Annotated in this window: 17 protein-coding genes and 1 pseudogene; 3 read left to right on the top strand and 15 right to left on the bottom strand. The window is 69.5% G+C overall.

All coding sequences use genetic code 11. The features are described 5' to 3' along the window. Positions 1-663: 663 nt before the first annotated feature. From cas6e to ABS735_RS17880, 7 genes are all read right to left on the bottom strand, one after another. Complete coding sequence (gene cas6e / locus ABS735_RS17910; protein WP_373905222.1) at positions 664-1,311, bottom strand: type I-E CRISPR-associated protein Cas6/Cse3/CasE; 648 nt, start codon at positions 1,309-1,311, stop codon at positions 664-666. Positions 1,312-1,525: 214 nt separating this feature from the next. Then, the gene (gene cas5e / locus ABS735_RS17905; protein ID WP_373905223.1) at positions 1,526-2,350 is read right to left on the bottom strand and encodes a type I-E CRISPR-associated protein Cas5/CasD; all 825 of its coding nucleotides are present in this window, start codon (positions 2,348-2,350) and stop codon (positions 1,526-1,528) included. Next, entirely contained in the window at positions 2,347-3,522 is a 1,176-nt protein-coding gene (cas7e, locus tag ABS735_RS17900; protein ID WP_373905225.1) for a type I-E CRISPR-associated protein Cas7/Cse4/CasC, read from the bottom strand. Before cas7e ends, cas5e begins: the two co-directional genes overlap by 4 nt. Before the next feature lie 26 nt (positions 3,523-3,548). Then, complete coding sequence (gene casB, locus ABS735_RS17895) at positions 3,549-4,223, bottom strand: type I-E CRISPR-associated protein Cse2/CasB (RefSeq protein WP_373905226.1); 675 nt, start codon at positions 4,221-4,223, stop codon at positions 3,549-3,551. 28 nt (positions 4,224-4,251) lie between these two features. Continuing rightward, positions 4,252-5,862 carry a type I-E CRISPR-associated protein Cse1/CasA gene (gene casA / locus ABS735_RS17890; RefSeq protein ID WP_373905227.1) on the bottom strand — a complete coding sequence of 537 codons (1,611 nt, stop codon included), beginning with the start codon at positions 5,860-5,862 and terminating at the stop codon, positions 4,252-4,254. A 67-nt stretch (positions 5,863-5,929) separates the two neighbouring features. Continuing rightward, the gene (locus ABS735_RS17885; protein WP_373905228.1) at positions 5,930-8,767 is read right to left on the bottom strand and encodes a CRISPR-associated endonuclease Cas3''; all 2,838 of its coding nucleotides are present in this window, start codon (positions 8,765-8,767) and stop codon (positions 5,930-5,932) included. A 6,182-nt stretch (positions 8,768-14,949) separates the two neighbouring features. Then, positions 14,950-15,420, bottom strand: coding sequence for a hypothetical protein (locus ABS735_RS17880; protein WP_476755838.1), 471 nt, complete (start codon positions 15,418-15,420; stop codon positions 14,950-14,952). Positions 15,421-15,621: 201 nt separating this feature from the next. On the opposite strand from ABS735_RS17880, the gene ABS735_RS17875 reads away from it, so the two are divergent. The 3 genes and pseudogenes from ABS735_RS17875 to ABS735_RS17865 all read left to right on the top strand — a co-directional run bounded on the left by ABS735_RS17875 (position 15,622) and on the right by ABS735_RS17865 (position 18,397). Next, a protein-coding gene (locus tag ABS735_RS17875; RefSeq protein WP_373905230.1) for an IS3 family transposase occupies positions 15,622-16,859 on the top strand; the annotation gives its coding sequence in 2 pieces (ribosomal slippage) (positions 15,622-15,945 and positions 15,948-16,859; 1,236 coding nt in all). Between the two features lie 459 nt (positions 16,860-17,318). Continuing rightward, positions 17,319-17,501, top strand: a pseudogene (locus tag ABS735_RS17870) (IS701 family transposase); the annotation flags it as partial. Positions 17,502-17,623: 122 nt separating this feature from the next. Beyond that, entirely contained in the window at positions 17,624-18,397 is a 774-nt protein-coding gene (locus ABS735_RS17865) for a hypothetical protein (protein ID WP_373905231.1), read from the top strand. Here the strand turns inward: ABS735_RS17865 and ABS735_RS17860 are convergent. The 8 genes from ABS735_RS17860 to ABS735_RS17825 all read right to left on the bottom strand — a co-directional run bounded on the left by ABS735_RS17860 (position 18,394) and on the right by ABS735_RS17825 (position 26,316). Next, complete coding sequence (locus ABS735_RS17860; RefSeq protein ID WP_161378133.1) at positions 18,394-19,086, bottom strand: DUF488 family protein, N3 subclade; 693 nt, start codon at positions 19,084-19,086, stop codon at positions 18,394-18,396. The genes ABS735_RS17865 and ABS735_RS17860 overlap by 4 nt on opposite strands. A 203-nt stretch (positions 19,087-19,289) precedes the next feature. Then, positions 19,290-19,763, bottom strand: coding sequence for a DUF4231 domain-containing protein (locus ABS735_RS17855; RefSeq protein WP_373905232.1), 474 nt, complete (start codon positions 19,761-19,763; stop codon positions 19,290-19,292). A 160-nt stretch (positions 19,764-19,923) separates the two neighbouring features. Then, a complete protein-coding gene (gene tpg, locus ABS735_RS17850) occupies positions 19,924-20,478 on the bottom strand; it encodes a telomere-protecting terminal protein Tpg (RefSeq protein ID WP_373905233.1) in 555 nt (184 codons plus the stop codon). 12 nt (positions 20,479-20,490) lie between these two features. Beyond that, positions 20,491-22,695: a telomere-associated protein Tap gene (gene tap / locus ABS735_RS17845; protein ID WP_373905234.1), complete on the bottom strand. Its 2,205-nt coding sequence runs from the start codon at positions 22,693-22,695 to the stop codon at positions 20,491-20,493. 13 nt (positions 22,696-22,708) lie between these two features. Beyond that, positions 22,709-23,095, bottom strand: a complete 387-nt coding sequence (locus ABS735_RS17840) for a hypothetical protein (protein WP_373905235.1) — start codon at positions 23,093-23,095, stop codon at positions 22,709-22,711. Positions 23,096-23,268: 173 nt separating this feature from the next. Continuing rightward, entirely contained in the window at positions 23,269-23,874 is a 606-nt protein-coding gene (locus ABS735_RS17835; RefSeq protein WP_373905236.1) for a hypothetical protein, read from the bottom strand. An 82-nt stretch (positions 23,875-23,956) separates the two neighbouring features. Continuing rightward, on the bottom strand, positions 23,957-24,709 hold the full coding sequence (locus ABS735_RS17830) for an AAA family ATPase (protein WP_373905237.1): 753 nt from the start codon (positions 24,707-24,709) through the stop codon (positions 23,957-23,959). Next, positions 24,706-26,316: a Mu transposase C-terminal domain-containing protein gene (locus tag ABS735_RS17825; RefSeq protein WP_373906188.1), complete on the bottom strand. Its 1,611-nt coding sequence runs from the start codon at positions 26,314-26,316 to the stop codon at positions 24,706-24,708. The genes ABS735_RS17830 and ABS735_RS17825 overlap by 4 nt, the downstream gene beginning before the upstream one ends. Positions 26,317-26,337 lie beyond the last annotated feature (21 nt).

Here is a 26,337-nt window from a genome sequence, read left to right as displayed (position 1 = left end):
GCACCCCCGCGTCGACGGGGAGGACACCGTGCACGTCCGGGATCTCACCGGCCCAGGCGGAGCACCCCGCGTCGGCGGAGAGGACCGGACGGACGCCAAGGACGGCGGCCCGCCGGACGGAGCACCCCCGCGTCGGCGGGGAGGACTCTGCCTCACCAACGTGCCCGCAGGCCACACCGGAGCATCCCCGTGTCGGAGGGGAAGACCGTTCGTCCCGGTTGATGTACAGGAACTCCCACGGAGCACCCCCGCGTCGGCGGGGAAGACTTGAGAACGGCTTCCTGCATGCGGATAAGCCGCGGAGCACCCCCGCTTCGGCGGGGAGGACGAGTGCCGGTGCGACGACACCGACGGTGACGGCGGAGCACCCCCGCCTCGGCGGGGAGGGCGGCTGCTGGTTCTCGAGGAGGATCGCGTACGTCGGAGTATCCCCGCGTCGGCGAGGAGGACGCCGACGGCAAGGTCTTAGTCGAGATGCAGGCCGGAGCACCCCGCTTGCGCCGGGGGCCTGCTGCCGACGGCGGCTCATGTGCGCAGTCCCCGGACCACCTCCGCGCTGGCGGAGAGGACTACATGGTGTTCAGTCCGATCGTGTCCATCTTCGGAGCAACCCTGTGTCGGCGGCCAGGATCTCGTGAGCCAGGCCGCCGTCGGAAAGTGGGCTTAGGCGACTGCACGGGCGAGACTGAGCAGGCCGGCGCCGTAAGACTTGGCCCGTCCGATGCCAACCAGTACAGCCTCGGCGAGCGCGTCAGGGTCGGTGACGGTGGCGATGCCGTCGTAGCGCACCAGGTGGTGCCGCATGGCGGCGGCGTTGTCGCCGCGGCCATGTACAGCAGCGACTGGGGTGGGCAGCGCTGTGGCCAGGTGCAGGCCAGCCTCGTGGGCGCGGCGTGCCCACCACTGGTCGGCGTCCGGTCCGGTGAGCGCGATGCGTTTGCCGCGCTGGCCCTTGTTCTCCAGTGGCAGACGTTCGGTTTTGACGGGGTTGACGACGATGCGGTAGCGGACGGCGAGGCCCTTTTGGAGGGCGTTAAACACCGGGGTGAGGTCTTTGACGTCGGCGTGGCCGTAGTCCTTGGGCAGGCGTGTCGGGTTGAGGGTGGCGGCCTGGACCAGGAGCGTGTTGAAGGTGTCGGTTACGTCGAGGCGGTACAGGAGCCCGGCCGCCTGTCGGGGGCTGTCGCCCAGGCCGTCAGGGACCAGACGCATCAGGGTGCGGTGCATGTCGGTGGCGTTGCGTAGGTCGCGTTGGACGGCGGGGCTGTGGGGGTTGAGGCGGATGCGGGCGAGGGCCGCGCGGGGGCTCATGCGGCGGCCTCCTTGTTGGCGAGTCGATCAGTTTCTTGTGCAGGGTGTGATGCTGCCGGTGTTCGGGTGCAAAGGTTCGCGTTTCCGGGTGCGGCGGAGATGGCGTCGGCAGTCGTTGCGGCTGTGTAAGGCGGAGCAGAAGGGAATGTCGTGAGCGGTGAGCACGTCCGCTTTTCTTCGCGGGGGCTGGGCACGAGGGGGGTCGGGCACATAGTCACCGGGCGCTCCTCTCCGCCGTCGCGAAGTGGGTGTCGATGTAGCTCTGGAGCGTCTTCAGATGGTGGGTGCCGAAGCCTTCGTAGGCGGCGTCCGGCAGGTGCACGGCGCGCCGGTACAGCGGCCGGGGCCGGTACTGGCGTGCCAGTGGTGCGAACGACACCGGCTCGTCGGTGACTTCGCCGCTGTGGTGGTCTCCGTCGTCCCTGTCCGGGGCGTCAGAGTGCACGGGGAGCGTACCGAGCGGTCTGTCGCCGTAGAAGTCGATCGGCTGTGGGCCGCTGCGCGGCTTCTTGGCCGCCAAGGGCAGCTGGACCAGGTGGCGCAGCGGGTCTTCCGCGGATCCCAGCAGGATCGGGCCTTCTGGTGGGCAGGACCGGCGGCCGAGGAAGAGGGGCCAGTGCGGGTCGCGCAGGGCTGCGGCGCAGGTGTACAGGAGCGCTTGGTCGTCGGAGGTCAGCGCGAGGGTGAAAGCGGCGTCGGCCAGGTACTGGCGTTTGGATACCAGGGTGCCTTTGCCTTCGGGGCGGTGTTTGCCGTCGACGGTGATCACTGTTTCATCGGCGGGTCGTCCGCCGCCGACGGTGTGGAAGTCGGACAGCACGACGCCGGGCCGGTCGACACGTACGGTCATCGACAACTCTGTGAGGTCGTCCACGGGCGCCTGGCGCGCTCGTCCGAGTGCTGCGGCGAGCATGCCCACGATGCCGGACCGGGTGGGGAATCGGGCGGTGTCGCGTCGCGTGTATTTGCTGTGGGTGCCCCAGGACTGGAGTGGGCCCGCCAGACGCAACAGCAGCCCTCGGGAGGGACGGTCGGTCACTGCGGGGCCTCGGGGAGCGCGACGTCGACGGCGGCGGTGACGAGAGCGTCGAAGGAGGCGTGTCGCTCGCCGAGGTGCTCGAGTTTGTCGTACTGGAGGGAAGCGTGTGACGCGTGCAGCACGCGGTCGGGGCCCAGGAGGGTGTTCGCGGCCTTGGCGTAGGCGTTGATGCCTTCTACGGAGCGCCCGACGAAGCCGCCGTGTCCGGCTGACCGTACGGGTTCTTCGAAGGCTGCGGCGAACGACAGCGGCCGGTCGGAGCGGACGGCCACGTGGACCAGGTGCGGGATGGTGTGCGGGGCGGTGGAGTTCTTCTTCGCCTGGGGCAGGGACTCGATGAAGGAGCGCAGGAACTGGCCGGCGAGTTCGCGGGCGGCGTCGAGTGCGATGTCGCTGTCGTCGCTCAGGTTCGTGATGAGTTCCTTGAGGTCGATGGTGGCGAAGCGGTAGAAGGTGCCGGTGCTGAATTCGGCCGTGCCCATGTGGCCGCTGCCTGTTTCGTCGCCTTTCGCTGCGGTGACATCGTCGACGGCTGCGAAGTAGTCGAGTTCGACCTCGGTGGTGTGTGTGGTGAAGGCGTGTGCGACCTGGACGGCACCGTCGACGTTGGCCTGGTCGACCTCGGTGAGCATGCGGCCGAAGAGGTTGATGACCCCGTTCTTTTTGACGAGGATTTTGTCGATCTTTCCTTTCAGGACGCTTTCGGGCTTGTTTTTTCCTTTTCCGGTGAAGTCGGTCGTGAGCTCTTCCTTGTGGGCTTCGGCGATGTCGGCCAGTTCCTCGACAGCGTCGTCGGGAAGATAGACGAGCGCGTTGGTCAGGACCTTGTTCGTGATGGGCTGCCGGTCCTTTCCCTTGGCCACCTCCCATTTGATGCTGCTGCCCGCCGCGACATGTGCACCCGCGCGTTCGGCAAGCGCTTGGTCCCATCCACGTCCGCGCAGCGCCTCGGTGACCCGCTCGCCGATACGGCGTGTGCGCAGGGCGTTGTGGCCGAGTGTGTCCTGGAAGTGCTCGCGGATGGCCCGTTTCCAGGACTGGCTGGAGATGCGGGTACGCAGGACGTCGCCGTAGAGCATGCTTTTCACCGAGTTGGTGTCGTCCCGGTTCAGGTTCGCGTAGGGAACTGGCTGGACGACGTGGATGTCGATGAAGCGTGGCTCGAGGGTCATCGGGGATCTCCTGTGGGTGAGAAGGATCAGTCCTGGTCGGCGCCGGCCGTGATGCGGTAGAAGTCCTGCAGCCAGCGGCGGCTGATCCGTCCCGACTGGTACTGCCAGTCGACGAGGTCTGCCAGCAGCTGTCCCCAGTCGATGAAGACGCCGGTGGTGCGTACCTGATTCACCGCGGCAGGCAGGTGCAGGTGGATACCGCGCAGGCTCTGCCGGGTCAGGAGGTTGATGCGGCTTTCTGCGGCGCTCATCCGCATCGGCTTGCCCTTTGCGGTGACGGCTTTGCCCAGGGTGGCTCCGAAGGAGGTGCCATACGGGGCCGGGCCGGGCGGAGCAGCCTTTTCGGCCGGTTCCCCCTCCTCGTTCGGAGCCTGGTTTTCTGCCGTTGCGTGTTCGTCTGCGGTGTCTTCGTCGTCTATCTGGTCGGGTGAGAAGGCGTGCCGGGGCTGGGCCGCGATTAGCGAGGCCACCGTGTAATGGGCCTGGGCTGTCGTGTCGTCGCACCCGTCCGGCAGCCGGGGTGTCAGCAGGCGGTGCATGGGGCGTGTGCGCGGGTGGTCCAGGTCGCGGCGCAGGCCCGCGCGCAGCGCCGCACGGGCACCGGGGTCTGTGCGGCACAGACGTTCGATGTGCGTGGTGAATGCGGCATACGTGGCGCGATTGTCCTGCCGCTTGCTTACTTCGGGAGCGTGGAAGGTCACAGCTTGTCCTCGGGTCGGCGGGCGACGGTCACGACTTCTTGGCCGCTCTTTTCGTCGCCGGTTGTTCCATCGCCTTGTGCGGGTCTTTCAGGGCGGCGAGGATGATGGCCTTCGCCCGGGTGACGGCTTTCGCGCCCCGCGGGGTGCGCGTCACGGAGCCGGTGACTGCCTCGTAGGCGTCGAGCGCGTGTCTGCCGAAAGCCCGGCAGGCCTTCTCGAAGTCGAATCCGGTGTCCATGGCGCCGCCGGAGCGTGTCAGCTTCCGGAAGCGGGACCAGAACTCGTCCTCTGCCGACGGCCAGTAGCGGGCCGCGGCCGCGTCCTGCCAGGCCCTGGGATCGTTCTTCTTGTCATCCGTGTACTTCAGCCAGGCTTCCTTCGTGGCCTGCTCCAGCCGGTTTCCGAAGAGCTCGCCGAGTTCACGGAGCTGGCGTACGGGCCGCTCGGTGTGCGCCGCGTCCTCTTCCACTCGGGACAGGAGCACCGGGGTGACGGAGTCGACGTACTGGTGGTTGGCTGCCTGGCTGGCGTCCTGTTCGAAGCCGAGCGCGCGGACCCGCAGGTACTCGCTGACGTCGAAGGCGTGGTCCATGACCTTCGGCTGGACGGGGCTCGAGTCGTCCAGTTGCTTGAGCAGAAGGGCGTCGATGTCCCGCCACAGGGAGCGGGAGGAGTTGGCGGGCCGGGGGGACGTCTTTCCGTCCTTGGCGATGTCCCAGATCAGGTAGTCGTCTTCCGGCCGGATCCGCTCGGCGTCATAAGCCCAGGTGATGTAGGCGTCGGCGGTGTGCGCGCCGTCTGGGGCGGGGACGAGACAGAGCGCGTGCTGTGAACAGGCGGTGAGCCGTGAGCAGGGGCCCTGCGGCTCGGGCATCGGCTTGAGCGGGGCCGGGAGGTCGTCGCGTTCCCACGGGCACAGGTCGGTGTGCCGGCTGACGTCGCTGTCCGGTGGTGTGAGGCCGGCCAGCAGCGTCAGGAGCAGGTTGTCGCACTGAGGGTGGTACGACAGGGCGGCCCGCAGGGGTGAGGCTTTCGCGTAGTGGCTGCTCACCTGTCCGACCGCACGCCTGGAAAGGGCGCCGGGGTCTCCCCAGTAGTGCCAGGTGAGCAGCGATAATGCGGTCTGTGAGAGATCGGGAGGCAGGGGGCGGTCGTGGCTCCAGTGCCCGAACCAGGAGTGGTTGTTGCCCGCTGCCCGGCTCATGACCAGTTTGTGGACGCCGGCCGTGTTGTTCCGGTCGCACTGGTCGGGGAGGCGGGGGTCCTGCAGCCACGGACGATCGCTGTCGAACAGGTCGAAGCGGTGCCTCCACCGGCCGAAGTAGCCGTCGATGCCGGCTTTGCGGCCGTCAGGCAGGTCGATGCTCTGCTCGACAAGCCCCTCTTCGAGGACCTGTTCGCGCCGGTCGCCCCAGCTTCCGGGTCCTGCCTCGTCCAGAGCGGTGATCCGGGCGGTCAGCGCATACAGCAAGCGCAGCAGCGCCGAGTGAGCCGGAGCTTCCGCAACCAGCAGAGTGCGGATCTGGCGGGCGTGTACGAACAGGTCCCTGAGTCCCACTTCAGGCGGGCCCGACTGCCCCTCCACCCATGCGACCGGAATCCATGGCTGGTCGACCAGATTGGACGCAGACGTGGTCACGCGCCCCTCCCCCCATCGTTGCGCGTCACCGCATCCTAGAAGGACACCCGCGGAGGATGTGGGCCGTTCAAGGCAACTGATCGACGCTCAGGCCCAGGTCACTCACGTGGAATCGGTGCCCCTCGCCAGTTCGCACCCATCCTCCGTCTACCGGGGTCACGTTCAGCCGGAGGACAGTCCTGAGGGCGGCCATGTCGCGCCAGACGCTGTTTGCGTCGCCCTTCACGCCGTCGACGAGCCGCTGCGGTACGGGGATCAAGTAGGGGACAAGCTGGCCTGGCCTCGGTCGCTTGTGCTTGGAATCACGCGCAAGCTTCTCCCCGAGGGCCCCGTCCTCGAGGAGAGACCCCGGGTACAGGCACACCACATGCACCAGGTCCTCGCCGAGCACGGAAGGAAGCAGACCAGGCTCCATACCGGGGTGGTCGCGGCTCAGCAGGCCGAGGTCGCCATCGAGCTCCCACGGCCCCGGCACCTGCAGCCAGCCCGCAGTACCCGTGGCCCTTCGTTCCCGCACCGTCCGGCGGTTGTCGAGCTGCTGGAGCTCACGCCCCGCAGCCTCCCCCATCCTGTCGACGAGCTCATCGGCGTACACCTCGTCCAGCAGCAGGGGCACGTCCTCCGGCAGGGAAATCGTCCTGCCGGCCCCCAGGACTAGGCCGGTACGCTGCACCAGCGCGACGTCGTCCAGCTCGGACGTGTGGTCCGCTCGGAGCACCACGAGCCGCGGCCGACCCCCTGAGCTCTGTGCCGCACGGGTCAGCAGGCTGGCCAGCGGCGCCGGCCCCGAAACGACGAAGTCGAAGCGCAGCCCCCTGACGTGTTCCAGCATCGGCGTCGTCACCAGCACGGACGGACCGCTGACGTCGTCGTGGGGAGAGAACATGCTCCGGCAGGCCGCGAGACGCCGCCATCGGTCCTTGTTGCGCATCTGTTCATGGACCAGGGCCACCTCGAGAGCGGGCAGGTCCTGCGAGAGCTGACGGAATGTACGGATGGCTTCCACAGGCGTCGACCGGTAGACGACAGCCCGGCCCTTGCCGGCCTCGGCCAAGGGGGCAAGTGCTGCCTGGATCTCGTCGTACGGCGCACCATCGACGACCTCGACACTGAGCGTGGCAGCAGCAACGGTTCCCGCGGGCTGACGGGGCAGGTGCCCCGTTCCGGCCTGTGCGTCCACGAACGACCACGCCGGCAGCCGACGAGGCTGAACCATCGCCTCCGTGCCGCCTCCAGCACCACGGCGATAGGCCGCCAGCATCGCGTCCACCGACTTGTCCGCAGCCACCGCAGCCAGGACAACAGGAATCTGCAGCGCAGCGGCCCACTCCAGGAACCGGAGCATCAGCTTCTGCCCCCAGGCGCCGCGGGCATGGGCCTCATCCACCACGACGACCTTGCCGGAGAAAGCAAAGAGCCGCATCACGTTGAACTGCACCGGCATCACCGCCTGGAGAAGTTCGTCCACCGTCCCCGTCCCCAGCGCCGCCAGGAGCGCGCGGTGATGCGAATTGAGCCAGCTGTTCGCTGCCAGAACCCACTCCTCACCAGGCTCCGCACTCACCTCACCCGCCGCATGGGCATGCACCCACTGCTGCGCGGCTTCCGCCGGCTTCAACCGCGACGAGCTGTGCAGCAGGAGCGAGCGCCAGGGGCCCGTCAGGGCCTGCTCAGCAAAAGCATGCAGCTGCGCCATGTGACTGTCGGCCGCCGAACCGGTCGGCAGCGCATAGAACAGACCGCGCGCGTCCACCGCATGCCCGAGGACCGCTGCCGCACAAAGAGCCGCCTGCGTGCGCTCCTGCGACGCCGGAGCCGTCACCACCACCAAACCCGGCCCGTGCGCGGACACAAGATCAGGCAACTGGGCTCCCAGGCCGACCGCAAGACTGGTCTCACCCGCGCACTGAACCGGCTCCGGCCGGGCGAACCCCGTCCCGACCAGATCGCTCTGCTCCACCAGACGCAGAGCCGCCGCCCGGGCAACCTGCCAGTAGGCGTCCAAGTCGTCCCGCGTGCCGGCCCATCCCTCGTCCCTGAGCCTGGCCCGAATCCCGTCGTCGATACTGGCCAGCCAGTCCGACAGGGTCACCAGCCCCGTCAGGACGACAGCCGCGCGCGGCGTCATCCGCCCCTGCGGAACTGATGCCGCCCCCGTCACCCGGCGCACCTCATCGAAGTGAACCCGCCGCTGCTCCTCCCACCTGCCCGCGCCCAGACCGGGGTGACGGGCGACAGGGCACCGGTAGTCCTTGGCGTAGACGACCGGGTGGAAGCGGCCGCCGTGCCCACCGAGCATCTGGGCCACCGCGTGACTGAGCCGGGACTGCGGACGCCGCCTCGACGACGGATAGCCGATCTCCTCGAAAATCCCCGCCAGCCACCAGTGCGCCGCCGCCTCGTGCGACTGCCCATCCAGCGCGGCACCGGCCGGGAACCCGTACCCGTCCTCACCGCACAGCTCCTGCGCCAGCAGCTGCCCGTCCGCGTACTTCGGGCCGTAGCGGTGCAGCTGGAACGGCACACTGATCTTCCCGATGTCGTGCAGTCCCGCCCAGAACGCCGCGAGCGCCCGCGCCTCCCCGTCCGCAACCTGCAGCGCCCCGGCCACCATGCTCCGCTGACGCGAGGTCAGCAGTTCGTCCCAGAGGACCTCCGCGACGGCTGCCGTATCCAGCAGATGACAGATCAAAGGATGCGTACGGTGAGCCCCGGCAGCGTTTTTGCCCAGCCCGGCAGCCTTGCCCCACAGGCGGGAATCCAGGGACATGAGCTGCTCCTCGTCACGGATCCAGTACAGGCGCGCTTCAAGAAGGCCGCGGCAGAAACACCCGGCCGCAGCTCCCCCTTCAGCTTGCTTCACCTCGTTGAAGGCCAGGCGGATAATTCCCTCAACCACCGCCACACCAACGGGTTTCCGCCGTAGAGTACATACCGCTGCACGCCTCCCTGGGAGGTGCGCGGAACCGCATTGAATTTCCAGGCGACGGCCACGCCGAGCAGAACGCACGACCCTCTCGAGGGATGAGCGTGACCTCGACCCAGTCTGCGCTCTGGAGATGCAATGTCCCGGTTCCTGCACAAGTTCGTCCTGCGCCGCGAGGTACTCCTCGAGACCTCACGCGTAGTGATCACCGCGGTAATCCGCGCCCTGATCAGCGAGCTCGTCAGCTGGCTCATCTGAGCCAACGGTGACGGACCCCAAGGGGTCCGTCACCCCTCATTTGCACACAACCCCCCACTGGCTGAACACGTCTCCGCGTCACAGGGATACCCACAGGACGAGATACCCCGCAACCAACGATGTTCCGGTGCCGGCACTGTCGGCGCCCGGAACCGGGATGTCCTCCCCGCCGACGCGGGGTGTTCCGACCGGGCAGCCCCTCCCCGGTGCTCAGGCGCCGGTCCTCCCCGCCGACGGGGGGACGTTTCGGGGCTCGCGACGCTGGCGCTCACGATCGGGCAGTCCTCCCCGCCGACGCGGGGGTGTTCCGCCTCGACGCAGGGTCGGCCAGGTTGCGTACCAGTCCTCCCCGCCGATGCGGGGGTGTTCCGACCGACCCTGACGCCGTTGTCGACGGCGCGTGGTCCTCCTCGCCGACGCGGGGGTGTTCCGCGCCCCCTGACGGCCGACGAGTGCACGCTTGCGTCCTCCCGCCGACGCGGGGATGTTCCGCCGCTGAACGGCCCGGTGCCCCTGCTGCACCCGTCCTCCCCGTCGACGCGGGGGTGCTCCGAAGGTGTGGCGGCTGAACGTCGTTGAGACGACGTTCTCCCCGCCGACGCTGGGATGTTCCGACGACCGGCCACAAGGACAACCGGCCCTGGCGGTCCTCCCCGCCGACGCGGGGGTGTTCCGTTCGAACGGATGATCATCGTGGATCGGGAGGCGTCTTCCCTGCCGACGCGGGGGTGTTCCGTTGGGCACGGCCATGAGGTTGGAGTGCGTGCCGTCTTCCCCGCCGACGCGGGGGTGTTCCGATCAAGGGGTATGCGAAGGCGCCGATCCAGTTGTCCTCCCCGCCGACGCGGGGGTGTTCCGAACTGGTACTCATCGTTGCGCTGCGTCGCGAAGTCCTCCCCGCCGACGCGGGGGTGCTCTCCGGCGCAGACCGTCGTGATGGCCTCCAGGACACCGTCTCCCTCGCCGACGCGGGGTGCTCCGAAGGTGTGGCGGCTGAACGTCGTCGAGACGACGTTGTCCCCGCCGACGCGGGGGTGTTCCGCCGATGACGTCGGGGGCGCCGTGCGTCTCTAAGTCTTCCCCGCCCACGCGGGGGTGTTCCGACGGCCTGCCGGTCCCTCGGCGGCCAGCCGAGGTCTTCCCCGCCGACGCGGAGATGTTCCGGTGACGCCATGGCCTCTCCATACCCCGACGGAGTCCTCCCCGCCGACGCGGGGGTGTTCCGGCGCTGTCACTGATCCGTGACCCTGATCGCGGGTCCTCCCCGCCGATGCGGGGGTGTTCCGTTGCGGCCGGTGGCGTCGGGGTCGACGACCCAGTCCTCCCCGCCGACGATGCGGGGGGTGCTCCGATCCTCGGGCGCGAGCCCGTTTTTCTCCTCGGGTCCTCCCCGCCGACGCGGAGGTGCTCCGGCCCGCCAGGAAGAGAAGGACAAGCTGTACTCGTCTTCCCCGCCGACGCGGGGGTGCTCCGTCGAGCTGGGCCGGACCGCCGCCGATGTTGCCGTCTCCCCCGCCGACGCGGCGGCGTTCCGATGAGTAGGTCAAGGTCGTCGAGGTAGCAGGCGTCCTCGCCGCCGAGGCGGGTGTGACTCGTACGATGAGAACGACATCGCTGTCTTCCAGGCGTCCTCCCCATCGACACGGAGGTGCTCCACTGTGCTTGCAGAGGGAGATCTTCATCCGATGGTCCTCCCCGCGGAAGCGGGGGTGTTCCGAACCGCCGCGCTATCCGTACCGCGCTACAGACCGCTCTCCCCGCTGGCGCGGGGGATTTCCGAGCGTGGGCGTGAGCGTGACCAAGACGGGCGGGTCCTCACGACCGACGCGGGGGTGCCCCGACGGTGGGAAACACGATGTACTGGAACGCCAAGCTTTCCCCGTCGACGCAGGGGTGCTCCGTGCTCGGTGCAGCCGTAGGTGACCCAGCGCCGGTTGTCCCTGCCGACGCAGGGGTGTTCCGGCCGACGCCATACAGTGCTGGCGCAGCCGGCAATGCTCCCCGCTGGCCCGCGGGGGTGTTCCGCACCAGCCGACCACCACGGCGGACTGGCCGTCCTCCCCGCCGACGTGGGGGTGTTCCGCCTCGACGCAGGGTCGGCCAGGTTGCGTACCAGTCCTCCCCGCCGAGGCGGGGGTGTTCCGGCGTCCTCGGGTCAGGTGGTGCATGCCGGTCCGTCCTCCCCCGCCGACACGAGGGTGTTCCGCTGGCCACGCCCTCGTCGGCCCAACGGCGCATGTCCTCCCCACCGACCCGGAGTGTTCCGTCTGTCGTGGCCTTCCTTCGGGGCCTGGTCGAGTCCTCCCCGCCGACGCGGGGGTGTTCCGATGCCCAAGAGGCCCAAGGACAAGATCAGCACGTCTTCCCAGCCGACGCGGGGTGTTCCGACGGCGGAAGAACTCGATGCGCTCAGGGGCCAGTCCTCCCCGCCGACGCGGGGTGTTCCGCGCCACATGCCGTGGCGGTAGGTCAGTACGTGGTCTTCCCCGCCGACGCGGGGGGCTCCGTTCCTCGACCCGATCCCGGTGAACATGCAGGGGTCTTCCCCGCCGACGCGGGGGTGCTCCGATTTGGAGGGCAAAGAACGGATGAGCGACTTCGTCTTCCCCGCCGACGCGGGGTGCTCCGATGGCCGCGGCCATCGTCATCACGTCGCCGCGGTCTTCCCCGCCGACGCGGGAGTGCTCCGGATCTCGGGCTCGGCGAGTCGCCGGCCGGATCGTCCTCCCCGCCGAGGCGGGAGTGTTCCGTCCTTCATCAGCCCGACGAAGCCGATGTCGCCGTCCTCCCCGCCGACGCGGGGGTGTTCCGGCGTACTCGCCGATCGCAGGTATCGACCCGCTGTCCTCCCCGCCGAGGCGGGGGTGCTCCGCCGGCGCTGCTGCCGTGGGCCGCCGGAATGGCGTCCTCCCTACCGACGCGGGGGTGCTCCGTCGACGCCGAACACGACGGCTGGCTCTCGCCCGTCCTCCCCGCCGACACGGGGGTGCTCCGCCGTTGGCCCCGTTGCCGATGGCCTGGCAGTCGTCCTGCCCGCCGACGCGGGGGCGCTCCGACGACGGCGGAGGGCTGCTGAACGGTGCGGCCGTCCTCCCCGCCGACGCGGGGGTGTTCCGTGGCAGCTCAAACTTGGGTACCGCGGTTCTGAGTCCTCCCCACCGACGCGGGGGTGTTCCGATGGCGTCGATCATCTGGTTCGCGGGCGTACCGTCCTCCCCGCCAACGCGGGGGTGCTCCGATGGCCGAGATGAGTGAGGGGGTGCTGGCTACGTCCTACCCGTGGAGTGTCATGGACGCCAACACCCCCAACCCGGTGGTCCTCCCCGCCGACGCGAGGGTGTTCCGACGCCCTACCTGGGCGGTGGAGCGGACGTCACGTCCTCCCCGCCGACCGGGGGGGGTGTTCCGGCCTTCGCGGTCTCCACGAACTCCGGGTACGCGTCCTCCCCGCCGAGGCGGGGGTGTTCCGGCGCCGACGACGGTCGGCGGTCCGGCGGCTTCGTCCTCCCCGCCGACGCGGGGGTGCTCCGCTCCGGACGACGGGTGAGAGGCCCGAGCGGTGCCTTCCCGGCCGACGCGGGGGTGTTCCGACTGCAGCCGATGGCGCAGTTGCTTGCTCGCGGTCCTCCCCGCCGACGCAGGGGTGTTCCGCCCCCGCCTCGCTGGAGGTCGGGGCTTCAGCGTCTTCCCCGCCGACGGCGCGGGGGTGCTCCGATCAGCCAGGATGGTGCCCGTGACCGACGCTGCCCCTCTCCGCCGACGCGAAGATGCTTCGACGAGGAGGATCTCCCCTCGTACCGGTCGCCGTCGTCTCCGCCGACGCGGAGGTGCTCCGTTGTGAATCTCGTCGACGAGGAGGTAGTCGATGTCGTCGGCGCAGACTCGTGGGCGTTCCGTGGCCCGCCTCCGACAGGGTACGGACACGCGTCCTCGCCTCCGACGTGGGAGTGTCCCGTGCCTGGTGGACACCAGCGACCCGGATAACGAGTCCTCCCCGCCGAAGCGGGGGGGGCTCCATCCCAGGTGCAGCACGTCCTGCGGACGCAGACGTCTTACCCGCCGACGCGGGGGTGTTCCGATGAAGGCGTACCGCAGGTCGTTCGGCTTGTCGTCCGCCTCGCCGACGCGGGGGTGTTCTGTCCTTGGCCGGCTTCTCAGGCAGCGGGTAACGTCGTCTCCGCCGACTTGGGAGTGTTCCGCTGCGCCGCGAGCACAACCGGCCCGTGTGGGTGTCCTCCCCGCCGACGTGGGGGTGTTCCGATTCAGCATCTTCCGCAGCGCACTCATCCCGTGTCCTCCCCGCCGACGCAGGGGTGTTCCGGCGCTGTCACTGATCCTTGACCCTGATCGCGGGTCTCCCCGCCGATGCGGGGGTGTTCCGAGCCTGGGCCGGACGCCGGACTGGAACAAGTGGCCCTCCCCGCCGACGCGGGGGTGTTCCGCCCCGGGACGCCTGGGACTTCTACCGTCCCGAGTCCTCCCCAACGACGCGGGGGTGTTCCGGCGTTCATGTAGTACGCCGAGCAGAACGGGCCGTCTTCTCCGCCGACGCGGGGGTGCTCCTTCGAACCCCGCTCTTCGGGCCCTGCCGCTCGAGTCTTCCCCGCCGACACGGGGTGCTCCGACCTGCTCGTCGCCGTCTTCGGGGCTGTACGTGTCTTCCCCGCCAACGTGGGGGTGTTCCGTGGGGTGCTCCTCCCACGCCTGCCTCAAAGCGTCCTCCCCGCCGACGCGGGGATGTTCCGCTGACGACCAACCCCGGTGTCTGGGTCATGTCGTCCTCCCCGCCCACGCGGGGGTGTTCCGGCTGCACCGCAGGCACCGCGGTGCTCGCGTCGGTCCTCCCCGCCGACGCGAGGGTGTTCCGGCGACCTGGCCGAAGTCCTCGACCTCGTCCGCGTCTTCCCCGCCGACGCGGGGGTGCTCCGCTCGGCGCCAAGCACGGGTTCACCGTCGTCGCGTCCTCCCCGCCGACGCGGGGGTGTTCCGGCGTAGTTCTTGGCCTGCCCGCCGGGGGTCGTGTCCTCCCCGCCGACGCGGGGGTGTTCCGGCTGCACCGCAGGCACCGCGGTGCTCGCGTCGGTCCTCCCCGCCGACGCGAGGGTGTTCCGGCGACCTGGCCGAAGTCCTCGACCTCGTCCGCGTCTTCCCCGCCGACGCGGGGGTGTTCCGTCACACAACCTCCACGGGCAATGAACATGCGGGTCCTCCCTGCCGACGCGGGGGTGTTCCGTGGACGACCCTCTCCATCGACGGTGTCGACCTGTCCTCCCCGCCGACGTGGGGGTGTTCCGGCGCTCGGAGCGAAGAATGGCGCCGTCCTCAAGTCCTCCCCGCCGACGCGGGGTGTTCCGTTCGTTCCGCCGAAGACCTCGGTGCCTGGCCAGTCTTCCCCGCCGACGCGGGGGTGCTCCGGTGCCGGTGGGGATCTCCTCGGCCATGAGCCGGCCTTACCCGCCGACGCTCGGGTACTCCGGACCTGGAGCGGCGCACGAAGGTACCGCTGGAGTCTTCCCCGCCGACGCGGGGGTGTTCCGTGACCAGCGGGGCCCGTATCTGCGCGGGTCCGGTCTTCCCCGCCGACACGGAGGTGTTCGCGGAAGCGGGAGAGCCAGGTGCCGCCAGCCTTCTGCTCGGGCACGGTCTGGCCGTGCACCTAGTGATCGGTCCCGGCCTGCGTGGCTCGGCGTACGGCGGTGATGGCGCGCTGCTTGCAGTCGTCGCATAGGCGCGGGTGCATGTCGCGTGGGGCGCCCCCTCCGGCGGGCTCGATGGCCTTCCACCGTTCGTCGGTAAACCGGGAGCCGCAGCCGGCGCACACGGGACGGATGGCCTCCCGCTCTGTCCTGTGCTGTGCGGCCCAGCACTCAAGGACGGCTCGCACAGCGCATCAGCGGCTGCCCTCAGTCTTCCGGCCCAACGAGCGGAGGGGTGAGAAGAACCTTCCAGTCCCGGCCGAGGGGCTCTGTCGCAGTAGCTGGGGCCGGGCTTCCCACAGGGGCTATGCGCATCGTCCCTTCCATGAGCACCGTGGTAGACGTCAGCGTCACTGGCTCCTCAAAGACCGCGGAGTCGAGGTTGAGCTCACCTGCGCTCTGCAGGACCTGGATCCTATGCAGGAGCCCGATGCTGTGGAGCATGATGAAAGCCACCAAGGGCACCGCCGCCCGATAGCGTTCCTGGAGTCCGAGGAGGTCCGCCTCCTGCCGTCTGACAGTGTCATGGTGCACGACGTCGCCGTATATCCAGGCCAGAGCCAGCTTGAGATCATCCAGTTCCGCAGACTCTCCAGTCACCGTGTCCGTCACCATCGAGTTGTAGCCGGCCTCATGTGTAGCTGTTTCGACAACACGCGCCTGCCACAGTCGGCGCACTTGCCGGATCCAGTCTCTGTTCTGCGGCGACCGATCGAAGTGATTTAGAGCCTTCAGCGCTTTGTTGTAGTAGCAAGCCTCCCCCTCAAGCAGGAGAGGCCTGACGCGGGCAGCGGCAGACTCGACCTGGGGGCCTCCCCCTGAGTGGTGGACACGCTGATACTGGATCTGCTTGATCCGGAGGAAGCGAGAAGACCGCCGATGGCGATGAAGGACTACTCGGAGGAGTTCAAGGCCGATGCCGTGGCCTTGTACGAGTCCACACCCGGGGCGACGTACAAGGGCATCGCCGCCGACCTGGGCGTCAACCGGGCGACCCTGCGGGAGTGGGTGCTGCGGGACCGCGAACGCCGTGGCGTCACCGCCGCGGCTGCGAAGCCGGCCGCCCGACCGCGGGAGGCGGTACCGTCCGCTGATCCCGACGAGCGGGTCCGGCAATTGGAGGCGAGGGTGGCCGAACTCGAGGCGAGTGAGCGCAAGCTCGCCACCGAGCGGGACATCCTCCGCAAGGCGGCCAAGTATTTCGCCGGAGAGACGAACTGGTGATCAGCCGCTTCCAGTTCGTTGACGACCACCGGGACACCTACGAGGTGAAGCGGCTCTGCCAGGTCCTGGACGTGAACCGGTCCAGCTACTACAAGTGGCTCGCCGGCGCCGAGGCCCGGGCCGCCCGGCAGCACCAGGACCAGGTCCTGGCCGAGGAGATCCGTCAGGTCCACGGCGAGTCCGGCGGCGCCTACGGCTCCCCGCGCATCACGGCCGAGCTCCGCGAGAAGGGACGGCGGGTCAACGAGAAACGGGTCGCCCGGATCATGCAGACGTTCTCCATCACCGGAATCCGCCTGCGCAGACGCGTCCGCACCACCGTCGCGGACCCGGCAGCCTCACCCGTCCCGGACCTGTTCCAGCGGGACTTCACCGCCACCGAGCCGGGACGGAAATACATGGGCGACATCACCTATCTCCCTTTGGGAAACGGGGAGTTCCTCTATCTCGCGACCGTGCTGGACTGCTTCAGCCGCAAGGTCGTCGGCTGGTCCATCGCCGACCACATGCGCACCAGTCTGGTCGCCGATGCACTGCGGATGGCAGCCTCGACCCGGGGCGGCCTGGACGGCTCCGTGTTCCACTCCGACCACGGAGCCCAATACGGTTCCCAAGCCTTCGCCGGCCTCTGCGACCGGCTTGGGGTGACCCGGTCGATGGGCGCGGTCGGCACCAGCGCCGACAATGCGGCCTGCGAGAGTTTCCACGCCTCCCTGAAACGCGAGACTCTCCGAGGCGCCCACGACTACGGCGACGCCGGCACCTGCCGCAGGACCGTCTTCGCCTGGCTGACCCGCTACAACACCCGCCGCCGGCACTCCGCCAACGGCCACCTCAGCTCCAACGAATACGAACGCCGACACCACACCGCTAAACTCACGCTCGCCGCGTGATCAATAACCGCGTGCCCACCTTCACGGGGGAAGGCCCCTGTTCCTCAGGCGGTAGATCCTGCCGGAACTGCGCGGACCCGTCCTCCTTGACCGTGATGTGCATCTGAGCTCTCGCCAGAGACGTCAACGTAGCCTTATCGGCCGCCAGCGAATGAGCTGCCACCCGCCGTGCCCTCAAGACGAATGCCTCCAAGTTCGCCTGGTGCCGCCGGTCCTGTCCCTCTGCTTCACGCGGCCGCTCAGAAACCATTCGATGCTCCCCACCCGACGAGTGAACCGCGCAACCTGCGGTACTGGACGACAAGCATCACGCACCACACTGACACCCGGCTAGGCCAGCTGTAGCACCCGGGGACAAGGGTCAGACAAGGCACGTTTGATGCTGAAGTGCGAGAACGTGCCCCCTCAGGATCGGCCCCAGTGTTCGGCCTCTGGCCTGCCCAGCTTCCCGGCTTCGCTTTCCTCGCATACGCCACCAGCCGCGGACGCATCCTGATCTACCGGCGGCTGTATCTGCCCACGTCGAGGACCGGCGGCCGGGAACGCTGCCGACGGGCCGACGTCGACGACACGGCCGGCTTCGAAACGAAGATGGTCATGGCCAAGTCGATGGTCCGCCGCACGATCGCCGACATGGGTCCTTGCCAGCCCTGCCCAACCGTACGGTTCTCTGCGCGCGCTCTTCCACTGCCGTGGGAGTCAGGTTGATCCTGGTCCAAGGGGCACACGGAGGGGGAACTGTGGGGGCTGAGCGAATCCGAGTGATGGTGACGGTGAAGGCGTACCCGACGCTGTCGCGGCAGTACAACGAGACGGTGTGCGTCGCCGGGATCCGGATGGACACGGAGCAGCCGGAGCACGTGCGGCTCTTCCCGGTTCCGTTCAGGGATATGGAGCAGTCCAAGCAGTTTCACAAGTACGACATCGTCGAGGTCGACGTCACAGGCCATCCCCGAGATGACCGGCCGGAGAGCCGGCGACCGGTGCTGGACTCGTTGGAGGTCGTCGGCCACATACCCAGCGACAGGTCCTGGGAACGGCGGGCTGAGTGGGTACGTCCACTCGTCGCGGATTCGCTGTGTCAGATCAAACGGGACCAGGAGGCGAAGAAGACATCGTTAGGAGTGTTCCGGCCAGCTGAGATCAAGAGCCTTCGGCTGGTCAAGGCAGACGACCGCTCAGCGTGGCAGGACATGATGGCCTCGCAGATGAACATCTTCGACCAGGAACGCAAGTCGCTGGAGGCACTGCCCTACCGTTTCGTCTACAGCTTCCGCTGCAGTGATGAGCGCTGCAAGGGGCATGAGATCGGGCTGCTGGACTGGGAGGCGGGAGCGGCTTACCTGAAGTGGCGTCGCCAGTACGCGCCGGGTGTGCTGGAAGAGAAGATCCATCAGCGTTGGTTCACCGAGATCGCCGGCCCGCGCAAGGATCTGCATTTTTTCGTCGGCAACCTGCACAAGCGGCCTCGCCAGTTCATGCTGCTGGGGGCGTTCTATCCGCCGCGCGGGGTGATGGACCGGTTCCAGCTCTTCTAACCCAGTGAGGCCACCGGCAGGCCGTGATCGGCCCGGGCCATGTCACAGATGACCTTCCGGTGGCAGCGGTCCTCGTCCTGCTCGAAACACAGCACGGCCACGGTCTCCTTCGCCGCCAGATCGAAGAGTTCGTCGAGCGCCTGCGGTGCGGGATCCTGGTCGAGCAGGCTTCGGAAGACCGCTCGTCCTTCCGCGGCCCGTCCCTCCCAGAACGGCGGACGGTTCTCCTTGGGATTGCCCAGAGCCCGCAGATGCCGATAGCCGATCCCGGCCTCCGTGAGCGCGTCGGTCAGCTTGGTCTTGCTGAAGCCCGGCTTGCGGCTGAGAGGCGTGAGCCGCACATCGGCCACCGTCCTGACGTTGCGCACCAGCAACTGCTCCACGAACTCCTCGATGCTCCGCCCCTCGTACCCGGCCGACACGATCCCGGCTCCTGCGGTACCTCGCGCTTCCGCCACCAGTTCGTCGACCGACACATCGAAGGCGTCGGCCAGGGCCGCCACAGTGAACAGTCCGGGATTGGACGTGGACTCAGCCTCGATGCGCTCCAGTGTCCGCGGTGAGATGCCCGCGAGATCTGCCAGCTGCGCACGGCTCCAGCCACGCAGCGCTCTGAGCCGACGCAGGTGCAGGGCCAGCCGCTTACCCTGCGCTCGCTGCAGTGCATCAGTTGTGGGTCGTCCCGCCATGGCCACCGATCCTAAGGCCCATTGAAATAGGTGCACGCACCGGGTGCTCGCTGACTGCAACGATGACGCCACCGTCCGATTCTGCTCGCTTCCGGAACATTGCTGGCACGTGTTTTGTCACTACCTGCGGCCGCCGTCGAAATCCTGCCCCACGATGGCCTCGAGTGAGGACTGCCCTGGTCACGTGCCGGAAGAGCCCGAGGTCAGACGGGAGGCGGCTGGGTGGGCGACGGCCCGATGAACGTCTGCTCGTAGCCCCCTGCCCATTGGCGAACCTGCTCGGTGCCCACTTCTTCAATGGCAGCGAGCAACAGGGCCCGCGCCTGGTCATCCCGCTCACTCACTGAAAGCAGCCGGTAGCGGTTGACCCCGCGGCGCAGGGACTCCCGGGCCTGAGCCGCCAGCACCCAGCGGGGACCAGGGGCGAAGACCTGTCGGAACCCCGTACAGAACAGAGCGACCCCGGCCACTATCGTCGTCACCCACGCCGAGGCATGCAGACCAGCTGCTACCACCGTCGCGGAAGCGCTGGTCAGCGCACCAAGTTCGATTGCGCGGTGCGCGCGCCGCGCAGCATCCCGCCTGCGCTGGTAGAACGCCAACTCCTGCTCGGCCAGTGCCAGCAGGGGGTCGGCGGCGGAGGTCCAGGCATCAGCGTCCAGATTCGGTCTGCGCATGCCAGCATCATCATCACCGCCGCAGACCGGTGTCACCCGATTCGTCAACTCGCAAGCTCATCAGTCCCAGAGACGCTCCTGGTGACAACGAGCCCGCCTCTGTGACGCCTATCGTGCTTCGGCAACCGGCCGCCGACCCAGAATGCGCGGGCCACACTTCCTACAGGTCGAACTCCACGTGCTCGACGTCCGTGAACTCGACTTCAAGGCCTGCGGCGCGGCGGCCGCCGTCGCGGAAGTAGACCTCGCCGAGTGCTTCGGCGGCGAGGGCGCGCAGCTGCTGTTCGCTGGCGCCTTGGTCCTGGGCGTCGAGGAGGCGGGCGGCGTGGTGTGGGGGCAGGGCGAGGGTGAGGTGGCGGATGCGGGCGTCGTCGGTGGTGCCGGGTGCGGCGGTGAAGCCGAAGCGGGCGCGGGTGTCGAGGACCAGGCCGGTGCTGGTGGCGGCCTGGCGGCGGGCCTGGGCGCGGATGCGGGGCTGCCAGCGGGCGCGGACGGCGTCCTCCAGGCGCTGCGCGAGGTCGGTGCGCGGGCGGCGGATCTGGTCTTTGACGTACCGCTCGACGGTGCGCTGGGAGATGCCGAGCAGGCCGGCCACGGCGCGGGTGCCTTTGAGCTGTTTGACCAGGTAGCGCATCTGCGCGCCGGCCGACTTGGGGATGGGGCGGGTGAACGCTCCTTGTACGGCGCGGTCGAGACCGTCCCCGAACAGGCTCATCGTGGCCTACTCCTACTCTCCGTTGTCGGCGTTGGTGACGGTGCCGTCCTTGATGTACCGGGCGAGGTTGAGCTCCGGGGCGTTGAACCGCTCGCGGACCTCCTCACCCCACAGGACGGTCTGGGTGCCCTCGTGCTTGACCAGGCCCGGGTTGATACCGAGCTTGAAGCCGCCGGGCAGCGGCTTGCCCTCCCGGTAGGGCAGGAAGTCCAGCGGGCTCGGTCCGTTCGCGGCGTAGACGACGCAGTCGGACAGGATCGCGACGGGGTACTGGCCGGTGAACGCCGCGTGCTTGACGATCTTGCGGTGCAGGTTGGTGCGGGTGCGGGAGATGACCGCCGCCCGGATGTCGGGCCGCCACGTCGGGCGGGCCAGGGCGCGCCACGGCTGGCCGGGTTTCCAGCCCTCGCCCCGGGGGCGCTCGCGGAGCTTGCCCAGGCCGCCCTTGACCGTCGCCTTGATAGCCGAGACGACGATCGCCAGCTCAGGGTCACGGGCCTTGTAGCCGTCCATCGCGGCGAGGAAGTCGGCCGGCGCGAGGTCGGCACCGACGCCGAGGTCGGCCATCGTGGCCAGGTAGGCATCCCGCAGCCGCTGGTACCAGCCGTCCAGGTAACGGCCGCTTTCGTGACGGACATATGCCTCGATCGGGCGTACCTCATAGCCGAGTTCCGCCGCGTAGGCGACGGTGGGCGTCGCGTACCAGGCCGGCCCCTCGGGGCGTTCGCCCTTCGGCGTGAACGGGGAGGGCAGCAGGCTGCCGTCCAGCTCCACCCACTCCTTGCCGACTTTCACCCTCGACAGATCGATGTGGGACAGGTCGACCAGCCACGAGCCGGGCAGCTTCGGGTCGAAAGCCGGGGCCTTGACGTGCGTCGCCTCGCCCAGGCCGACGGTCAGGCCGTTGGCTCCGGCGGCGAAGGCCATGTTGACGTCGATGCCGACCAGGTACCGCAGCATGCATTCGCCGTCGGTCATGGGCCGGGCCCAGTCGTACGCCTCTTCGAACAGCTTCTCGCCAGGGCCGCGCACATGGAAGCGAGGCAGGTCCTTGAGGACCGGGTGGCCGTCGGGGGCCTCGCAGGGCGCGCAGCCGACCGGGTCCTGGCCCAGACTGCCGGGGTTGTGCTCGGAGTACCGCTTGCCATCGGCGTCAGGCCGGGAAGCGCGGGTCGGCGGGTGCAGCGCGGTCATCAGCTCCAGGCCGGTGACCGCGGTCGAACCGCGCGGGGTCATCACCCTTGAGGCGTACACGCCCAGGACGCGGGCGAGTTCGGCCGGCGGGAGCTGCCCGGCGTGGCCCCAGTGCCGGGCGTCCAGCGCGTTCCAGGAGGGGATGCACAACTGCACGCAGGCCCGCTCCGAACCGGTGGCGGGGCGGTAGATCCGCGCCCACGGGCCGAAGCCGCGTTTGGTCAGCTTCCATTGCGCGCGGGCGAGTTGCTTGACGGCTTTGTGCCCCTCCGGGATCCGGCCGGCGAGCCGCTCCTCGTCCGTGAGCGTGACGGGCATGCCGTAGCGCTCCAGAGCGGCTTGGGTGAGCACGAGCAGCGGGTCGGCGTCCTTGCCCGGCCCGGACAGCTTCGGCTGACCGAGCCTGGCCTCCGTGAGCGTCCAGTCGACCAGGGCCGGGAGGGACTTGGCGGGCACGTCCAGGACCAGGCCGCCCGTGCAGTACGCCCGTACCTGCCCGTCCTCGACGTCGACGACCGCCAGCGGGCCGTTCGCGAACCGCGGGTCCGTGCCACCGGCCGGGGCGGTGTGGAGGCAGGCGGCACTCTGCTTCCCCTCCGTACGCCGGGCCGGCTGTCTGCCAGGCGCCGCCGGGCGGGACGGTGCCGCAGGTGCGGCGGCCGGTGCCACAGGTACGGGGGACGGTGCCACAGGTGCGGAGGGCGGGGCGGCGCCCGGGTCCGGCCGCGGCGGGGCCTCGGTGCTGCCGGACGGCGCGGCGGACGCCGGGAAACGCCGGGACAGGCCCTCCAGGAGTCTGCGGTAGGCCTCGAGGCGTTCGGCTTTCGGTTCGGCACGGCCTGCTTCCCAGGCCTCGATGCTGGCCACACGCACCCCCAGGGCCTGTGCGACGGCGGCCTGCGTCAGTCCGGCCGCCTCACGCAGACGGACCCGCTCGTCCAGGGCTGGCAGCACACCACCGCCGTCGACGGCGGCGAGCAGCGCGTCGACGGCGCTGAACAAGGACTGCGGCTGATCCGTCATGACTGCCCCTCTCCTACCGGACGCCCTGACGGATTTCTTCCAGACGGGTCACCAGCCGCTGGTAGCGCTGGGAAGCCGCCTGGGAGGAATTCAGGCCCTGATGCCCGGCGATCTGCCGCCAGTCCATACCCCGGCGCCGGGCCTCGATGACCACCTGCGTCTCCAGCCGGTCCAGCGCCACGCGCATCTCCTCGAACAGACTCAGCCCAGCGGCCACCTCGTCGGCGCTCACGTCAGGACGCTGCCCACCGTCCTGCCGGTGGCCGGCGGCGGCCGCCAGCAGACGTCCCAGCAGTGCAGCGTCCTGTTCCAGGCGGTGCGCCGGAGCCCAGAGCGCGGCGGGATCCTCCGCGATCGCGGACAGTTGCGCGCGGGCTGGGCCGTGGGCTTCATCTGCCATGCCGGCATGCTACCCCCACCGCACAAGGAAACAACGAAACGTTGTTTCCTTGTGCGGTGGGGGTGCGGGGCGGCTCCCGCGGGGTCCGGGGGCCGCCCGCATGCGCCCGGCCGGAACGCCCCGCCCTTGAGACGGCCCGGTGCACAGTGGCCAGGCGACGCCGGCCTCCGGCCTCAGCCGCTGCCCACGTGAGGAAACGGGCGGGGGCCCGCTCCTTGGCATCGGGGCCCTGGCCCTGCCGGTGCCGGCGGGTGCAGCCTCGCCATGCCGGTGAAGGTGTCGACGATGCGGTGATCACAGTGGCGCAGCAGATGCGCAAGGTCGCGTGGCAGTGCGGCATGGTGCACGAGAACGAATTCGGCAGGGGTGGTGCGGTGCAGGTGGACCAGGTCCGCCCACCGGCCGAGGCCGAGCCGGTGCGCACGCAGGACCGTCACCTGGCACGGGCCCGCGGCGCGCAGAGCCACGCGGACGGCGTCCTCCTGTGCCTCCCGGCCGGCGCGGGCATCGACGCGTGCGCCCAGCGTCCGCAGGATGTCCTGCCACAGCAGCCGGCCGCTCGGAGCGACGGTGGGATGGACCACGAAGTGGCCGGCCGCCGGGTTGTGCGAGGCCAGGGCGGTCTGGGTGATGCGCACATCGTCTTCGCGGTCCACCACCACCGTGCAGGGCGGACGCCCCCGGGTGCGCAGCAGGCGGGGATCAGGACGCCGGGAGCACACCGTCCCGCACACCAGGACATCGACACCGACCTCGCCCAGGGCATTGATCGGATCCATCACTCCCATACCCCTCACTCTTCCTGTGCTGAGGTGCCCGCTTCGTGCCCGGGACCGTCACGGTCTCTGCCGCGGGTGCCGGTCATGCCGCAGGGCCCAGCCGGCTGAAGGCCCACCGCAACAGGTCCCGGTCCACACCCGGCCGGCCGGTACGGGCCAGGGCCAGACGGATATGGGCGGTCAGCTGGGCCCAGGCACGGAAGTTGCCGTGCGCGGCGTGCCGGTCGGCGAAGGCGATGTCGTCCGGGTCGGCGCCGACCCAGACGGGATGGAACAGCGGGATCGCCTCCAGGACCTCGCCGGAGGTGAGACGGGTGAAGTGCTGCCAGATGAAGACACGGGAGGACAGCATCGGCTCACGGCGCAGCACGGTGTGGCAGCCCTCGCCGCCGACGAAGATGATCGCGAGCTGGGTGGCCGGTTCGTCCCACAGGTAGCGGAAGTACTCGAACGCCTCCCCGTTAAGCCACTGGGCCTCGTCCACCAGGAAGGTACGCGGACGGTCGGCCAGGGCCGTCTTCAGCAGGCGGTCGAACTCGCTGGGGTGGCGCGGCGGGTCGCCGGCCAGGTCGAGCGCGGTGAACAGTTCGTAGCGCACCGCACGGGCCGTGGGACGGGCCCTGAAGGTGATCTTGCGGACGTCCTCGCCGGGCTCGAGTGCGCGCAGGCAGGTGTTGACGGCAAGGGTCTTGCCGAAGCCGGCGCCGCCGTGGATGCACATCATCGCGCGGGCCGCGACCGTGTCGGCGATGTTCTCCCGCGCCGCCAGCAGCGCGCGGGTGGTGACCACGGACGCATCGGGCAGGTCGACGTACTGGTAGGTGGCCGCGGTCACAAGGCGTCTCCGTCTTCATCGGTGGTGGGACGTGCGGCCCGCCTGTCGCGGCCGTACGGGGCGGAAGCGCCATCACGGCCGGGCGGGTGCGGGACGCGCGGGCCTGGCGTGGTCAGCGCGGCCAGGGAAGCCGGGGTGCGCCAGTCGGCCGGGGGCGCGGCGTGCGGGATGAGATCCGGCAGCGCGAGTTGCGCGAGGTCGGAGTCGGCACTCTGGGAGAGTTCGGCCTCGGCCTGCACACCGGTCAGCGCGCCGAGCCGCTGAGGCGCCTCGGGCTGGTTCACGGCGGCGTAGCGCTCGCGCTGCGAGGCCTCCAGGTCCTTCTTCAGGCGGCGAGCACGGGCGGCCCGTGCTCGCCGTACGGCGCTGACCTGTTCCTCGGTGGCCTGGTCGGCCAGGTCTGCGGGGCCCAGGTAGCGGCCGGTGGCCGCGTGGTAGACCTCGATGCGGTGGTCGTGGTGGGGCATGAAGCGGATACGGACCTGAATACCGGCCTGGCCGGTCATCCACGGCCCCACATAGTCGCGTTTCCTGAAGCGGATACCGCGGGTGGTGAGCGTGCGGGTGCCAGCGTCCTCCAGGGTGAACGTCCACAGATCCCTCGCGGGCACGTCCCGCAGCGGGGTGGGATCGTCCTGCCACGCCTCAAGCGGAGTCCTGCCCCGCAACGGCGCCGGGCAGTGCTCGGTGTTCCACCACAGCGTCCAGGCCAGCAGCCGGGCGGTGAAGTCCTCGAAGCCCAGCAGCACTTCGTCCTTCGGACGAGAAGCCCGTTTGCCGGGGCGCGGCTGGCGGGCGTAGCCGGGCAGCGCGGCCAGGAACATGCTCTCCACCGCCCGGTTCAATCCCTCCACCGTGCCCTTGAGGTGCGGGGTGTAGGCGGGCAGGTCCTCCACGGTGACGTCCAGGAGATCGAACGCGGCGGTTGCCGTCCTGGACAGGAAGTCCTTGCCACGGTCCACCCGCACTTTCTCGGGCACGCCGCCGAACGGGCCGTAGGGGTCATCGCGCAGGACCGCGGAGCGCAGCGCGGCCAGCACCGATTCCCGCGACGGATGCCCGGGCGTGACCGCGACGCCGGTGATCGCGTTGGTGGCGCAGTCGGTGAACCAGGTGATCCACGGCCTGCGGGCTTTGCCGTCGACGTCGACCAGCACCGGGGCCTGCATGTGGTCGGTCTCCCACACCTGGTTGCGCCAGCCCCGCGGCCGGGCCAGGAACACATCGTGCTTGCGCGCCGCCCGCTCCCCTCCCGCGAGCCCTGCCCGCTCCCCCGGCGTCAGATCACGACGGATCGCCCGGTGCAGCGTCGGAATCGACGGAGGCGGTTCCCCCTCGCCCCTGGCCGCGCGAGCGGTCAGCTCACGATGAACCGCCGCGACGTTGCCCTTCCACAAGGCCAGCAGGCGGCGCACTTCGGGGGTGACGGAGAAACGGTCTTTGCTCTGGGCCCGCGCCCCGGGCTCCGCGGCCGCGGCCTCGTCACGCTCGGCAGCGGCGAGCCACCGCCACACGGTGCGCTCGGTCACTTCCAAGGACTGAGCCATCAGCCGTACATGCCGGGTCGTCAGTTTCTGGTCCTGCCGCAGGGCGAGCAGCCGGCGCACGGCAGGGCCGCGCAGCGCCGA

The organism is Streptomyces sp. MMCC 100 (genome assembly GCF_041538145.2).
Taxonomy (GTDB): domain Bacteria; phylum Actinomycetota; class Actinomycetes; order Streptomycetales; family Streptomycetaceae; genus Streptomyces.
Note: the sequence above shows the minus strand (reverse complement) of the source record. Positions and strands in the feature narration are given on the sequence as shown.